Source organism: Sphingobium sp. ba1 (assembly GCF_000743655.1).
Lineage (GTDB): Bacteria > Pseudomonadota > Alphaproteobacteria > Sphingomonadales > Sphingomonadaceae > Sphingobium.
The window spans coordinates 2,080,666-2,094,853 of the sequence record NZ_JPPQ01000069.1; the positions used below are offsets into that span (position 1 = coordinate 2,080,666).

The window sequence follows — 14,188 nt, forward strand, 5'->3', positions numbered from 1 at the left end:
AGTCTCGCTGCCCCTCCCGCAGGCGGGTGGGGAAGAGACAACGGCTATCCTTCACGCCGCTGCGCGGCGTTCTTTCAGTTCTTCGTTGAGCATTTCGGCCAGCAGGAAAGCCAGCTCCAGGCTCTGCGCCGCGTTGAGGCGCGGGTCGCAATGGGTGTGGTAGCGGTCGGCCAGGCCTTCGTCGGTGATGGCGATGGCGCCGCCGGTGCATTCGGTGACATTCTGACCGGTCATTTCGGCGTGGATGCCGCCGCCGAAGCTGCCTTCGGCGCGGTGGACGGCGAAGAAGCCGCGCACTTCGGCCAGGATGCGGTCGAACGGGCGCGTCTTATAGCCGTTGGCGGCCTTGACGACATTGCCGTGCATCGGGTCGCAGGACCAGATGACCGGATGGCCTTCGCGCAGCACGGCGCGGACCAGCTTGGGCAGGCCCGCCTCGATCTTGTCATGGCCATAGCGGGTGATGAGCGTGATCCGTCCGGCTTCGCGCGCGGGGTTCAGCGTGTCGAGCAGGCGCAGCAGCGCGTCCGGCTCCAGGCTGGGACCGCATTTCAGGCCAATGGGGTTGCCGATGCCGCGCAGATATTCGACATGAGCCGACCCTTCGAACCGGGTGCGGTCGCCGATCCACAGCATATGGGCGGACGTGTCATACCAGTCGCCGGTCAGCGAATCCTGCCGCGTCAGTGCCTGTTCGAACGGCAGCAGCAGCGCTTCATGGCTGGTGTAGAAGCTGGTCCCGCCAAGCTGGGGTACGGTTTCCGCCGACAGGCCGCAGGCGCGCATGAAGTCGAGCGCCTGGCCGATCTGGTCGGCCATCTGTTCGAACTTCGCGGCCCAGGGCGAGCGGCCCATGAAATCGAGCATCCAGCCGTGGACGCGATCCAGGCTGGCATAGCCGCCGGTCGAGAAGGCACGCAGCAGGTTGAGCGTGGCCGCCGACTGGTTATAGGCCTGCACCATCCGCTGCGGGTCCGGCTCGCGGCCCTGCGCGGTGAAGGCGATGTCGTTGACATTGTCGCCGCGATAGCTGGGCAGTTCGACGCCATCGATCACTTCGGTATCGGCCGAACGCGGCTTGGCGAACTGGCCCGCCATGCGGCCGACCTTCACCACCGGCAGTTTCGACGCGAAGGTCAGGACGACCGCCATCTGCAGCAGCACGCGGAACGTGTCGCGGATATTGTTCGGGTGGAATTCCGCGAAACTTTCCGCGCAATCGCCGCCCTGCAGCAGGAAGGATTCGCCGGCTGCGACCTTGGCGAGATCCGCCTTCAGGTTGCGGGCTTCGCCTGCAAAGACGAGCGGCGGAAACTGGCCAAGCTGTGCCTCCACGGCGGCCAGAGCCTCCGCATTACGATAGGCGGGCATCTGAATGCCCTTGTGCGCGCGCCAGCTATCCGGCGTCCATTTCGCCGCCACGACGAGTCTCCTACATGAACCAAAAAAACAGGGGCCGCACCTACGCCGCCGCGCCCTTCAAGGCAAGTTTATAGCAGCCGCACGGGCGCGCCGCGCAATGATCCTTTCGATCAGTGTGATCGATCGGCTATTTTTGGCAAGGATAGCGGTCGTTTAGCGCAACGCTGACCAGCACGGAGGCTGGGCTGCGTCGCTGGTCGGGCCAGCGTTCGAGATAGGCGACTACGGTGCGGCGGGCGTCGTCCGCGCTCATCTTGTCGGGCCAGCAGACTTGCCGACCGCGTCCGATGAACAGATCCTTGCGGATGCCATCGACCACGCCGACGATATAGGCGGTGCAGGCGAGGCCATATTCGGGGACCTTGTTGCGGCATTTGGCAAGCAGGCTGGTGCCGCTTTCGAACATGAATGCGCCGCCGCCGGGTTGGGCCGCCGGTGCGGGGGACGCGGCGAGCAGGGCAAATGGCAGGGCAAGGAAGGGCGCGCGCATGATGGCGGGGCATCCTGTGGGTGAGGGGCGTTGGGGGCGACCATGGCGCAGCCTTCCGGGCCTGTCCAGACGACCGGGCGCGGCTTAGCCACTATCCGGCTCAGGCCTCTTCGCGCTGGTCCTGGCGGCGGCATCCGGTCATGAGGTGACAGGCGATGTCGTGGCGGCTGGGGCCGGGCTGGGGCAGCCAGGGCGGCACCCATTGGCCCGCAAGGCCTGCGCCGCAATACCAGGCGGAGCTGGCATCCGCGCTGGCCAGCGGGGCATTGAGGAACAGGCAGGCCAGCGTGCTGGCGAGCGCCGCGCTAGACCGCATGACTGAACCGCGTTTCGACGGGCTCCAGATAGGCGTCGAAGCAGGCGGCGATGCTGCGGGCATAGGGCAGGGCTTCGGGGGGCAGCAGCAGGCGGTTTCCGCTCCGTTCGACCAGTCCGCGCTGTTCGAAGCGGTCGAGGTCGGGGCGGGGATCGCCGGCGTCCAGATGCACTTCGCCCTGGCAGAGCAAGGCTTCGATGATGCGGCCGCGGCGCTGGTCTTCGGCGGTGCGGACGAGGCCGCGCGTGGTGGCGAGCTGCCCCGCTTCGATCGCCGTGCGCCAAGGGCCGGCCTGCTTTGCATTCTGGACGATCAGGTCGGGGAATTGGCTGATCGCACTGGCCCCCATGCCGATCAATATTTGCGCGGGATCATCGGTGAAGCCCTGAAAATTGCGGCGCAGGCGGCCTTTGGCGGCGGAGAGCGCCATGCTGTCGTCAGGCAAAGCGAAATGGTCGAAGCCGATCGCGCGATAGCCTGCCCGTGTCAGCGCATCATGGCCCATGGCGGCCATCGCGAACCGCTGGGCCACATCGGGCAGATCGCTGGCGTCGATCCGGCGCTGACGCGGCAGCAGGCGCGGCATATGGGCATAGCCGAACAGGGCGATGCGCGCAGGCGCGAGGCGGATGGTGGCGTCGAGCGTGGCGGATAGGTCGTCCATGCTCTGGCCGGGCAGGCCATACATGAGGTCAAAGCCCGTGGCGACGCCTGCCTTGTCCAGCCGCTCCACCGCGCGTTCGACCATGTCGAGCGGCTGGATGCGACCGATGCGCGTCTGGACATGCGGGCTGAAGGTCTGAACGCCCAGATTGACGCGATCGACCCCCATGGCCGCCATCGCATCAATCCAGTCCGCGTCGAGGCGGCGCGGGTCCAGTTCGACCGAAAGCTCGGCATGATGGGCGTCGAAACAGCGTAATAATTGCTGCATCAGCCGGATGAAATCGACGAGCGGCAGACTATTGGGGCTGCCCCCGCCAAAGGCGATGCGGGTCACCCGGCCGCGTCCGTTCAGGCGGGCGGCGATCAGCGCGACTTCGCGCTCCAGCGCCTCGACATAGGCGGTCAGCCGTTGCGCCTTGTTCGCCGCGCCGGTGTTGCAGCCGCAATACCAGCAGATGTCGTGGCAATAGGGGATGTGGACATAGAGCGAGATCGGCGTGTCGGGCGCGAGCGCGTCCAGCCGCTGGCCCATCTCCGCCGCGCCGACCCTATCGCTGAACTGGGCGGCGGTGGGATAGCTGGTGTAGCGCGGCACTGGCCGGGCGAGCAGGTCAGGATGATAGGTCCACATGGGCTGGGTGATCGCAGCAAGTCGTCGCGGCTGCATTGCGCCAGATCAAATTGCAGCTTGCGCACCGTCAATGCCGCGCCGTGCCGGATGCGGCAGAGCGCTCCCCACCAGACAGGGAGATTTATCATGACCATCAAGACCATTCTGCTCGGCACGGCCTGCGCCGCCGCTGCCATGGCCGCCCCGGCGCAGGCCGCGCAGGGCGACGTGCTTGTCCGCCTGCGCGGCATCATGGTCGCGCCCAACGAGAAGAGCGGCAGCGTGCTGCCCGGCTTTCCGGGCGAAAAGGTGAAGGTGAACAATACGATCACGCCGGAAATCGACATCACCTATATGGCGACAGATAATATCGGTTTCGAACTGATCGCCGCGACCAGCCGCCATACGGTGAGCGGCAAGACCGGGACGACCGGATCGCTGGGCAAGCTGGCGGCGACCAATGCGCTGCCGCCGACGCTGACGGTGCAATATCATTTCGCACCGGGCAGCAATATCCGTCCCTATGTCGGCGCGGGCGTCAACTATACGTTGTTCTTCAACAATGATGCGTCCAGCGCATTGGAAGGCGCGGTCGGCAAGACCAAGGTGCATCTGTCCGACAGCGTCGGCTGGGCCGGGCAGGCAGGCGTCGATATCGACCTGAACGAAAAATTGTTCCTGAACTTCGACGTCAAATATATCGACATCGACACGAAGGCACGCCTGACCACGGCGGCGGCAGGCGTGCAGCGGGTGAAGGTGAGCCTGGACCCCTGGGTGTTCGGCGTGGGTGTCGGGATGCGGTTCTGATCTTTGTTAACCTGCGCTCCCACCATAGGGCCGATCGGGCTGAGCCTGTCGAAGCCCTGCACTTTCTTTCAAGAAGGAAGGCCCCCTTCGACAGGCTCAGGGCGAACGGAGGAGGGTGGTTTATGGCTTCCGCTTCGCGGTGAAGGCGAAGGTGACCGCTACGTTCGGAGCCAGGCTGCCGCTGCTGTCGCCATTGCCAACGTCGAAGGCGGCGCGGGCAATGGTGGCGGTGCCGGTGACCTTGCGGGTCGCGCCTTCGCCGGACAGGGTGAAGCGGATGGTCTGGGGCTTGCTCACGCCCTTGAGGCTGAGCGTGCCGCTGGCGCGATAGGCGTTCGCTCCCGTTTTCTCCGCGCCCTTGGCGGTGAAGGTAGCGGTCGGATGGGCGGCGACGGCGAAAAATTCGTCGCCAGGCAGCATCCCGTCCTGATAGGCGTCGCCGACGCTGGCGCTGGCCATGTCGATCGATACGCGGATGTCGGCGGTTTCGGGATGGTCGAGGTCCATGACGATCGCGGCGGTCCATTTGGCGAAGCTGCCGCTGATCGTCTGGCCGTCATTGCCGACGGCAAAGCCGATGCGGCCGCCGGGCTGCACGGTCCAGGCCGGGGGCGGGCCCATGGGTTCTTCTTCCTGCGCTACCGTTTCATTGGCGACGGCGCTATTGTCCGGCTCGGTTACATTGGCCACGGGCACCAGTTCTTCGGGTTGCGCCACGGGGGCCGAGGGTGCCGCCGCTGCCTCGACGGGGGCAGTCGCTGGCAGGATCACCCGGCCCAGCGCAAAGCCGAGCAGGATCAGCGCGGGCAGTCCGACCAGCAGCGCGGTCGAGCGGTTCGGGATCATCCGCCAGATGAGGCCATCGCGCATCAGCAGATGGTGGCGCAGCGCGCCCGCGACATGGAGCAGGACGAGCGTGATGCCGAGCCAGGCCATCAGGCCATGGCCACCCTCGGCCAGGCCATGCGCAGAAGCGGGCAGCGGCAGATGGGGCAGGGGGATGACCCCGAAGATCAGGGTCGGCACCTTGACCTTGGCGGTCGAGACGAGTGCCCAGCCGGTCAGCGGCGCGCCCAACATGAAGGCGTAGAGGCCGGCATGCACGGTCGAAGCCAAAGCACCCTGCCAGCCGCCCTCCAGTTTTGCCGGGCGCGGTTTCCAATAGCATATGCCGATCCGCAGCAGCGTCAGCGTGAGGATGGCGATGCCGACCGACTTGTGCAGTTGATAGAGCGCAAAGCCGCGCGCGCCCAAATCCTCCAGCGCCCAGCCGACGCTGATCTGAAAGGCGAGCAGGGCGGCGATCGCCCAGTGCAGGATGATGGCGGCAAGGCTGTAGCGCGGCATGGGAACCCCCGGATCGATGAACCGGGGCAAAGCTATGTCGGCTGTGCAACGAAGTCCATTGCCGCGCCGCGAAACGCTGCGTTGCCTTATGGCTGGAGGTCGATCGCGGGCTTGTCCGCGTCGGGTAGCGACGCGCCCATGATGGTGGCCAGCGTCGGTGCGATGGCGCGCATGTCGATGGTGCCCAGATTCTTGCCGCGTGGCACGCCCTTGCCCATCAGCAGGAAGCTCGCCTGAAGGTTGGCGGGGCCGGGAAAATAGCCGTGCATGCCCTTGACCGAGCTATGCGCGCGCACCGGTGCGGTCGGGCCGCGATAGATGTCGGTGACGAAGCCGGGGGCGAGGTTGAGCATGAAGGTCGCTTGCGGATTGCCGCCGATCGCGACGGTCTGCGCCTTGTCCGCTACCTGCGCGATCCCATTGGCGGGATTGGCGGCGAGCTTGTCGAGCAACGCTTTCACCCGCGTCGCCAGTGCCGCATCGTCGGGCCGTGCCAGCATGATCGCGGCCGATCCGCCGGAAATCCAGGGCATGGCGAGCCAAGAGGCGACCTTGCCATCGGGGCCGATCGTGATCAGTCCGGCGTCGATGAAGGGGCGATAGAGGTTGATCGCGGTGTGGGTCGCTTCAAAGCCATGGTCGCTGACGACCGCGACCACCGCGTCGGGATGGGCCTGCATCTCGGCCGCCACCAGATCGCCGACGATGGCGTCGATCTTTTCCAGCACGGCTTTGGCGGCCGGGCTTTCGGGGCCACTCGCATGTTCCTCATGATCGAGCGCGGCGAAATAGACGGTCAGAAATTGCGGCTTGTGCGTGGCGATGAGCGCGGTGGCGAATTTGCCCCGGAGCTGGTCGCCGCTCAGGCTTTCGTCGATGCCCATCGCATAGGGCTGGCCGACTTTGGCGGCCAGTTCGGCCGACAGCCCCGGCGTCGCCAGCGCGTCGAGCAATTTGGCGTCGTCGCCATGGCCGGTGTGCCAGATTTGCGGTAGGTTCCAGGTCATGCCCTTGGGCGCGACGCTGACCGGCCAGTGGACATTGCCGGTGGACAGGCCCGCCTTGGTCGCGGCTTCCCACAGGGTCGGCACCTTGATGTCGGGGGCATACCAGTACCAGCCGCCCTGGTTGATGCCGATGGGGTCGAAACTGTTATTGGCGACGATGCCATGTTTCGCGGGTGACACGCCGGTCATCAGCGTCGTGTGGCTGGGATAGGTCAGCGTCGGCGCGACCCCGGTGACGCCGGAGGCATGGGCTCCATCGGTCAGGAAGCGGCGCAGATTGGGAATGGCAAGGCCGCGCTTCTGTGCCTCGATCACGTCGCCGGGCCGCAGCCCGTCGATCGAGATCAGCAGCACCGGCTCCGCCAGCGCCGTGCCGGGAAGGCAGGCGGCAAGGGCGGTGGCGAGGAGAAGCGCGGCTTTGATCATGATCATTGTCCCAGCTGCCGTTCGCTTCGAGCGTGTCGAGAAGCGGATAACGTGTCGCATATGTTTCTCGACTTCGCTCGAAACGAACGGACATTTTTGTCCGGAGTTGAAATCGGTCAAGATTTCGGGCTGCCGGGTCGTCCTCCCCTGGCAGGGGAGGTGTCAGCGCGTAGCGATGACGGAGGGGTGTCACCCTATCGATAGGGTGACACCCCTCCGTCTGGCCTGCGGCCAGCCACCTCCCCTTAAAGGGGAGGATCATATTACGTCAGAACCCGGCCTTCACCGTGGCGAAGAATTGCTGGGGGGCGCCGACCAGCAGGGTCTGGGCGTCGCCGCTATTGCCGAAGCCGCCCGACCCGATGGTGCCGACATAGCGTTTGTCGAACAGGTTGGTGGCGTTGAGCTGCACCTCGATCTTGTCGGTGAAGCGATAGCCGAGCGAGGCGTCGACGATCAGACGGCCGGGGACCGAGGCGTCGTTGGTGTAGCTGTAGAAGCGACGCGACATATAGTTGAGGCCGACGCGGAAGAAGCGCTTGTCGTCGTCATAGTTGAGTTCGCCGCGCGCCATATGTTTGGGGCTGTCGACCACGGTCTTGCCTTCGATCGCCGCGACCACCACGCCGTTGCCGTTCACGACATCGTCGCGATAGGTGGCGTCGGTGTAGCTGTAGCTGGCGTAGAGACCAAAGCCGCCGCCCAGTTTCAGATCGCCCGCCGCTTCGACGCCGATGGCGCGGACGCCGCCGACATTTTGCAGCGCCGACGGGTTGCCCTGGATCGCCGATCCGACCTGCACCGCGAGCAGGCGGTTGCGGAAGTTGACGAGATAAGCACCCAGCGTACCGTTGAACATCGGCGTGTTGTAGCGCAGGCCGAGTTCATAGGTGTCGGACTCTTCGGGTTTCAGATCATCCTTGATCGCGTCGAAGCCAACCTGGTTGGTCGAGAAGGGGCCGGTCGTGGTGGCGCTGGCAAAGGCGCGGGTCGACTGGCTGAAGCCGCCGAACACTTCGGCTTCGGGGCTGAGTTCGACGACGAAACCGGCCGTGGGCTGGAACCAGTCTTCGGCGCTGATCTTGCCTTGCGGGAAGGTTGCCTGCACGATGGCTTCGGCTTCGTTGGTGACCTTGAAGCCCTTCCAGCCGAGGTTGATCGTCACCATGCCAAGGTCGATCTTGTCCTGGACATGATATTGGAAAGTGTCGGTGGTGAAGTCGAATTCCCACTGGGTGAAGAAGGGATTTTCGGGATAGTCGCGGAACGACAGGCCCGGTTCGGCGCGGCTGGCAAAGGCATAGAAGCGGCGGGCCTGGTTGAACTTGTTATTTTCATACCATGCACCGACGCTCAGATTTTGCGCACCGATGACGAAATCGACGCTGCCGAATGCGCCGATGCGGTCCATGTCATATTCGGTCGTGCGCATCGACATCGGCACGCCATTGGGGCTGGCGACATAAGGCGTGCCCCACAGGCCCATGCCGCTATTATTGTGATAATAGCCCTTGAGCTTCAGATTGGCCCGCTCGCCGAGCGGGGTGGTGAAGCCGATTGCGCCCAACCAGTCCTTGCGCAGGCCAGCCGCGTCATAATAGGCATCGTCGGCGCTGGTGACGTTGCCGGGATAGGTCTGGCCGGTGGCGACGTTGGCGCCGCTATAGTCGAAGCGACCGTCGGGGAAGGGCGATCCGCCGCTGTTGCTGATGAGGTCAACGTCGTTCAGCCGGTCGGCATAGTCGATCGCGCGGGTGTAATCGGGGAAGGTATTGTCCCAGTCCCAGCCGAGGCGGCGGATCATGCCCATCGACATGTCCTGATAATCCTGTTCGCGGCGATCCGAATAGCTCAGCCAACCGTCGATCTTGGCTTCGCCGATGGGAATGATGACCTTGGCATTGCCCATATGCTGGTCCTGGACGCCAGTGCCCTTATATTTGTCGGTCGAGCCATAGCCATAGGACACATAGCCGCGAATGCCGTCGGCGCTGCCCAAGTTGATGCGGCCGAAGGCGCGCATCGTGTCGTTGCTGCCATAGGTGAAATTGCCCTGTGCGCCCAGGCTGTCGGCCGGGTCCATCGAGAAGGTTTCGACAGTGCCGCCAAGGTTGCCGGTTGCCTGCGTGCCCAGCGAACCCGCGCCCTGCGCCACGCGCACGCTGCCGATATTTTCGCTGCTGATCGCGCGGGTGATGTGCAGGCCGTTATGGTTGCCATAGCTCATATCGCCGAGCGGAATGCCGTCGAAGGTGAAGCCGAGCTGATTCTGGTTGAAGCTGCGGATGGTGATGCGCTGCGACCATTCATAATTGCCGAACGGGTCGGCGGATTGGAAGTTGACGCTGGGCAGCTTTTCGATTGCCTTGAGCGGGTTGGTGCCGGGTGTCAGCACGATGATGTCGCGGGCCTTGATTTCCTGCACCTGGCGGGTTTCGCCGCGACCAAAGACGATGATCTCTTCGCCTTCCACGGCCGCCGCAGCGGCGGGGACGGCGAGCGAGGCCGTCTGGGCGAAGGCGGGTGTGCTGGCCAACATGGTGGAGGCGAGCAGCAAGGCTGTGGCAGGACGCATGTGAAAATTTCCCCCTTGGAAAAACCGGTAGCCGGCTTGGTCGGGGGCCGTAGGCGCGACATGTTGCACCGCAATGAGCGGGCATTGACATAACGGTGACGTAACGATGACGTTTTTGCGATGCTTCGGGCGACCCACGCAAAAGCGGGACTTTCATTGTGTCATAAAGGTCGCACTGCGCCCAATTTCGCGGGTGCGATTGCATCATGGGCCAGCAGGGCTATGGCAAGTGCAACATTGTTAGAGGGAAATCAGGACATGGCCAAACCCGAATCCTGGCGGTTCACTCCAGTAGCCTATCGCTTCGTCACCAGCATCGACACCCGCTTTCAGGATCTCGATACGATGGGCCACATCAACAATGTGGCGATATCGGGCATCTTTGAAACCGCGCGCATCCGGTTCCATCACCATCTGGGCCGCCATCCGCAAGAACAGGGCGTGCGCTGGCTGGTCGCGGCGGTGCAGCTGAACTTCATCGAGGAATCGCATTTCCCCTATCCGTTCGAAGTCCATTGCGCGATCGGCCATATCGGCCGGACTAGCTGGACGATCAGTTCGGCGGGATTCCAGAAGGGCGTGTGCGTCGCGACCTGCGATACCACGGTCGTCACCCATGGCGCGGAAGGGCGGCGCGAGATCGACGAAACGCTGCGCGAGGCGATGGAGCGGAATTTCCTGCGCCAGCCGGACTGATTGGATTCCCGATCCTCGTTTGGTTCGAGCGTTTCTCGACTTCGCTCGAAACGAACGGAGGGGGGCGGCCCCTAAAACCGGTGACCTTTACCGGAACCCGGCCATGCGTCGCGTCCATTGGAAGGCGATGACGCCGCCCTTGACCGGCTGGATCATCGCCACCGCCAGCAGGAAGGCCAAGGTCGGCCAGATCGCCGCCTGCCACCCCAGCGGAATGGCGAAGGCGCTGTTCACTTCGATCATCAGCGGCACCAATATATGGCCGAGCAACAGGATGACGATGTAGGACGGGAAATCATCCGCCTGATGCAGATCCCAACGCTGGCCGCATTGGGCGCAGGCGGGCACGGGTTTAAGGAAATGCGCGAACAGACGGCCCTCGCCACAGGCCGGGCAGCGGCCCCGCAGCGCCAAAGCGAGCGCTGGTCCGAACGGGCGCGCCGCCACGGCGTCGGGGGCGGGATCGGGGAGGGGATCGGTCATGGCCGCATGGGGTAGGCCGTTCGTTGCGCTGCTGCAAGGACACTGCACCTTGGATCGGCCTTTCGCCGCGCGCAAAGCCTGTTAAGACACGCCCATGCGTCTTCCCGGCCCGACCGAAATCTTTGCCCTGTTCGATGATGCCCGCCCGCGCCACGCCGCGCCTGCGCGGCTCTATCGCGATCCCGTGTCGGTCATCGCCGCCCACCGGATGGAGGAGGTGCAGCCAGCGCTCGATCGTATCGCCGACGCGCGCGAGGCCGGGCTGCATGTCGCTGGCTATATGAGCTATGAAGCCGGGCTGGCGCTGGAGGAGCGACTGGCGCCGATCGGCCGTCGCCACGACCAGCGATCCGATGGGTCGCCGCTCTTGTGGTTCGGCCTGTTCGAAGGGGTGCGGCTGATCCCGCCCGGCACGCTGCCCGCAATGCTGCCCGATCCGACCGGCGCGCAGGTCGGGCCGTTGCGGCCGATGGTGGAGGCGGCGGACTATCGCGTCGCGTTCGACGCGGTGCAGGATTATATCTGCGCGGGCGACATCTATCAGGCGAACCTGACCTTCCCCTGCTATGTGCCGCTGACCGGCGATCCGATGGCGCTCTATGCCGCCGTTCGGCCGCGCGCGGCGGCGGGCTATGGCGGGGTGATCCGCACCGGCGACCATGCGCTGCTATCCTTTTCGCCGGAGCTGTTCTTTACCCAGGTGCGAGGGCAACTGACCGCCCGGCCGATGAAGGGGACGGCGGTGCGTGATGCCGATCCGCAGCGGGATGCGGACCTTGCGCGCTGGCTTGCCGCCGATCCCAAGCAGCGGGCCGAAAATCTGATGATCGTCGACCTGCTGCGCAACGACCTGTCGCGGGTGTCGCGCGCGGGCAGCGTGATCGTACCGGATCTGTTCAAGGTCGAGAGCTTCCCGACCGTGCATCAACTGGTGTCGACCGTGCGCGCGCGCATTCTGCCCGGCCTGTCGCCGGTCGATGTGCTGCGCATCCTCTTTCCCTGCGGTTCGATCACCGGCGCACCGAAGGTCCGGGCGATGGAGATCATCGATGCGGTCGAACCCCATCCGCGCGGCGTCTATACCGGCACAATGGGCTGGATCGACCCGGAGGGCGACGCGGCCTTCAATGTGTCGATCCGCACCTTATGCGTCGCGGAAGGCAGCAGCGTCGGTCGGCTGGGCCTTGGTTCGGGCGTCGTCGCGGATTCGCAGGTGGATTCGGAATGGGCCGAATGCCTGGCCAAGGGGCGCTTTCTTGCCCCGGCTTGATGTCTCCAGCTTGACTCTCGCACCGGCAAGGGCTTGGAATAACGGCAATGTCACTGGCTGATCGACGCTTCGACCTTATTGAAACCATGGCCTTCGACCCGCTCGACGGGATCAGGTTGCTGGAACTGCATCTGACGCGGCTCAAGGCGAGCGCGGATGCGTTCGGCTTCGCCTTCGATCGCCATGCCGTCCGCAACGAATTGCAGGCCGCGACCTTCCGCCTGCGCGATCGCAGCCGGGTACGGTTGATGGCATCGCGCAGCGGCGCGGTGGCGATCGAGGTGCGCGATCATATTGGCTGGCCCCAGGCGATCGTCCCGGTCAAGGTGGTGCCGCGCCATGCGCCCGCCGACGATTTGCGCCTGTTGCACAAAACCACCGACCGCAGCCTGTATCGCGATGCGCTCATGCGCGGCGGCACCTATGAGGTCGCGCTGATCGACGCGAAAGGCTATCTGACCGAGGGCTGTTTTTCCTCGTTGTTCGTGGAGCGCGGCGACAAGCTGGTGACGCCGCCGCTGGCGCGCGGCTTGCTGCCGGGCATATTGCGTCAAAGCCTGATCGACATGGGCGAGGCGGTCGAGGGCGACCTGCGCGTGTCCGATCTGGAGCGGGGCTTTTTCATCGGCAATGCCGCGCGCGGCATGGTCGCGGCGACGCTGGCACCATAGCCGAGCTTTCCTGCCGAATAGCCATTGTCCGCCATCTGGCCGGTTGCCCCTTTGCCCGTTGCGCACTAAGGGACGCGGCATCCGTCCTATGGGCGGATGAGGGGATTCTACTATTTTTTGTCGCGATTTCCAGGATGGCAGGCTGTGCCGAGCGCCTGGACGTCGCTTTGAAGAAAGATTGTTGCCATGAGCCAGACTTCCGCCGCCTTGGGCCGTATCCAGCCGTCCGCCACGCTCGCCATGAGCGCCCGCGTGAACGCGCTCAAAGCCGAAGGCGTGGATGTCATTGGCCTGTCGGCGGGCGAGCCGGACTTTGATACGCCCGATTTCGTCAAGGAAGCGGGCATTGCCGCGATCCGCAACAACCAGACCCGCTATACCGACGTGGACGGCACCGCCGACGTCAAGGAAGCGGTGATGTTCAAGTTCAAGCGCGACAATGGGCTGGTCTACAAGCGCAGCCAGGTCACGGTGAACTCCGGCGGCAAGCATACGCTATTCAATGCGCTGCTGGCGACGGTGGATGCGGGCGATGAGGTTATCATCCCGGCACCCTATTGGGTCAGCTATCCCGACATCGTGAATTTCGCGGGCGGCACGCCCGTCTTCATCGAAGGCCCGGCGAGCCAGGGCTACAAGATCACCGCCGCACAGCTGGACGCCGCGATCACCCCGCGCACCAAATGGGTGATGCTCAATTCGCCGTCCAACCCCAGCGGCGCGGCCTATTCGGCGGAGGAATTGAAGGCGCTGGCCGACGTGCTGCTGCGCCATCCCCATGTGCTGGTCATGACCGACGATATGTATGAGCATGTCTGGTACGCATCGACGCCGTTCGCGACGATCGCACAGGTCTGCCCGGAACTGTACGACCGCACGCTGACCGTGAATGGCTGCTCCAAGGCCTTCTCGATGACCGGCTGGCGTATCGGCTTTGCCGGTGGTCCCGAATGGATCATCAAGGCGATGGGCAAGTTGCAGTCGCAATCGACCAGCAACCCCTGTTCGATCAGTCAGGCCGCCGCTGTTGCCGCGCTGACCGGCCCGCAGGATTTTCTGGAGGACCGCAACGCCGTGTTCAAGAAGCGCCGCGACATGGTGGTGGCGATGCTGAACGATGCGCCGGGCCTCGATTGCCCCACGCCCGAAGGTGCTTTCTACGTCTATCCTGATGCTAGCGGGGTGATCGGCAAGATGACGCCCAAGGGCGTGCGCATCGACAATGATGAAGCGCTGATCGCTTATTTTCTGGACGAAGCGAAGGTTGCGGCCGTCCACGGTGCCGCCTTCGGCCTCTCGCCCGCCTTCCGCATCAGCTATGCGACATCGGAAGATGTGCTGAAAAAGGCCTGCACGCGGATTCAGGAAGCCTGCGCCGCGCTGAAATAAGGGAAGGCGC

General features: G+C 64.6%; 13 protein-coding genes. 5 read left to right on the forward strand and 8 right to left on the reverse strand.

Features of this window, described 5'->3' with window-relative positions:
* Positions 1 to 51: 51 nt before the first annotated feature.
* The 4 genes from IL54_RS13165 to hemN all read right to left on the reverse strand — a co-directional run bounded on the left by IL54_RS13165 (position 52) and on the right by hemN (position 3,525).
* Positions 52 to 1,422, reverse strand: coding sequence for a class II 3-deoxy-7-phosphoheptulonate synthase (locus IL54_RS13165; RefSeq protein ID WP_037476258.1), 1,371 nt, complete (start codon positions 1,420 to 1,422; stop codon positions 52 to 54).
* Between the two features lie 127 nt (positions 1,423 to 1,549).
* Complete coding sequence (locus tag IL54_RS13170; protein WP_037476260.1) at positions 1,550 to 1,912, reverse strand: Rap1a/Tai family immunity protein; 363 nt, start codon at positions 1,910 to 1,912, stop codon at positions 1,550 to 1,552.
* Positions 1,913 to 2,012: 100 nt separating this feature from the next.
* Complete coding sequence (locus tag IL54_RS13175; protein ID WP_037476261.1) at positions 2,013 to 2,228, reverse strand: hypothetical protein; 216 nt, start codon at positions 2,226 to 2,228, stop codon at positions 2,013 to 2,015.
* Positions 2,218 to 3,525, reverse strand: a complete 1,308-nt coding sequence (gene hemN, locus IL54_RS13180) for an oxygen-independent coproporphyrinogen III oxidase (protein ID WP_037478640.1) — start codon at positions 3,523 to 3,525, stop codon at positions 2,218 to 2,220. Before hemN ends, IL54_RS13175 begins: the two co-directional genes overlap by 11 nt.
* A 126-nt stretch (positions 3,526 to 3,651) precedes the next feature.
* Between hemN and IL54_RS13185 the strand changes: the two genes are divergently transcribed.
* Complete coding sequence (locus IL54_RS13185) at positions 3,652 to 4,314, forward strand: OmpW/AlkL family protein (RefSeq protein ID WP_037476267.1); 663 nt, start codon at positions 3,652 to 3,654, stop codon at positions 4,312 to 4,314.
* Positions 4,315 to 4,434: 120 nt separating this feature from the next.
* Here IL54_RS13185 and IL54_RS13190 read toward each other — a convergent pair whose 3' ends face one another.
* From IL54_RS13190 to IL54_RS13200, 3 genes are all read right to left on the reverse strand, one after another.
* Positions 4,435 to 5,661, reverse strand: coding sequence for a YceI family protein (locus IL54_RS13190; RefSeq protein ID WP_037476268.1), 1,227 nt, complete (start codon positions 5,659 to 5,661; stop codon positions 4,435 to 4,437).
* 86 nt (positions 5,662 to 5,747) lie between these two features.
* Positions 5,748 to 7,091, reverse strand: coding sequence for an alkaline phosphatase family protein (locus IL54_RS13195; RefSeq protein ID WP_443211318.1), 1,344 nt, complete (start codon positions 7,089 to 7,091; stop codon positions 5,748 to 5,750).
* A 271-nt stretch (positions 7,092 to 7,362) separates the two neighbouring features.
* Positions 7,363 to 9,669, reverse strand: a complete 2,307-nt coding sequence (locus tag IL54_RS13200; protein ID WP_037476274.1) for a TonB-dependent receptor — start codon at positions 9,667 to 9,669, stop codon at positions 7,363 to 7,365.
* Positions 9,670 to 9,927: 258 nt separating this feature from the next.
* Between IL54_RS13200 and IL54_RS13205 the strand changes: the two genes are divergently transcribed.
* Positions 9,928 to 10,365: an acyl-CoA thioesterase gene (locus IL54_RS13205; protein ID WP_037476275.1), complete on the forward strand. Its 438-nt coding sequence runs from the start codon at positions 9,928 to 9,930 to the stop codon at positions 10,363 to 10,365.
* 87 nt (positions 10,366 to 10,452) lie between these two features.
* Here IL54_RS13205 and IL54_RS13210 read toward each other — a convergent pair whose 3' ends face one another.
* Complete coding sequence (locus IL54_RS13210) at positions 10,453 to 10,848, reverse strand: DUF983 domain-containing protein (protein ID WP_037476277.1); 396 nt, start codon at positions 10,846 to 10,848, stop codon at positions 10,453 to 10,455.
* Positions 10,849 to 10,942: 94 nt separating this feature from the next.
* Between IL54_RS13210 and pabB the strand changes: the two genes are divergently transcribed.
* The 3 genes from pabB (at position 10,943) to IL54_RS13225 (ending at position 14,178) form a co-directional block, all read left to right on the forward strand.
* Complete coding sequence (gene pabB, locus IL54_RS13215) at positions 10,943 to 12,118, forward strand: aminodeoxychorismate synthase component I (RefSeq protein WP_037476281.1); 1,176 nt, start codon at positions 10,943 to 10,945, stop codon at positions 12,116 to 12,118.
* Between the two features lie 47 nt (positions 12,119 to 12,165).
* Positions 12,166 to 12,789, forward strand: a complete 624-nt coding sequence (locus IL54_RS13220; RefSeq protein WP_037476283.1) for an aminotransferase class IV — start codon at positions 12,166 to 12,168, stop codon at positions 12,787 to 12,789.
* Between the two features lie 186 nt (positions 12,790 to 12,975).
* Positions 12,976 to 14,178: a pyridoxal phosphate-dependent aminotransferase gene (locus IL54_RS13225; protein WP_037476285.1), complete on the forward strand. Its 1,203-nt coding sequence runs from the start codon at positions 12,976 to 12,978 to the stop codon at positions 14,176 to 14,178.
* The last annotated feature ends 10 nt before the right edge of the window (positions 14,179 to 14,188 follow it).

Coding starts and splice junctions, on each gene's coding strand:
- IL54_RS13205 (WP_037476275.1), top strand. CDS start 9,928: ATGGCCAAACCCGAATCCTGGCGGTTCACTCCAGTAGCCTATCGCTTC.
- pabB (WP_037476281.1), top strand. CDS start 10,943: ATGCGTCTTCCCGGCCCGACCGAAATCTTTGCCCTGTTCGATGATGCC.
- IL54_RS13190 (WP_037476268.1), bottom strand. CDS start 5,661: ATGCCGCGCTACAGCCTTGCCGCCATCATCCTGCACTGGGCGATCGCC.
- IL54_RS13200 (WP_037476274.1), bottom strand. CDS start 9,669: ATGCGTCCTGCCACAGCCTTGCTGCTCGCCTCCACCATGTTGGCCAGC.
- IL54_RS13170 (WP_037476260.1), bottom strand. CDS start 1,912: ATGCGCGCGCCCTTCCTTGCCCTGCCATTTGCCCTGCTCGCCGCGTCC.
- IL54_RS13175 (WP_037476261.1), bottom strand. CDS start 2,228: ATGCGGTCTAGCGCGGCGCTCGCCAGCACGCTGGCCTGCCTGTTCCTC.
- IL54_RS13220 (WP_037476283.1), top strand. CDS start 12,166: ATGTCACTGGCTGATCGACGCTTCGACCTTATTGAAACCATGGCCTTC.
- IL54_RS13210 (WP_037476277.1), bottom strand. CDS start 10,848: ATGACCGATCCCCTCCCCGATCCCGCCCCCGACGCCGTGGCGGCGCGC.
- IL54_RS13225 (WP_037476285.1), top strand. CDS start 12,976: ATGAGCCAGACTTCCGCCGCCTTGGGCCGTATCCAGCCGTCCGCCACG.
- hemN (WP_037478640.1), bottom strand. CDS start 3,525: ATGTGGACCTATCATCCTGACCTGCTCGCCCGGCCAGTGCCGCGCTAC.
- IL54_RS13185 (WP_037476267.1), top strand. CDS start 3,652: ATGACCATCAAGACCATTCTGCTCGGCACGGCCTGCGCCGCCGCTGCC.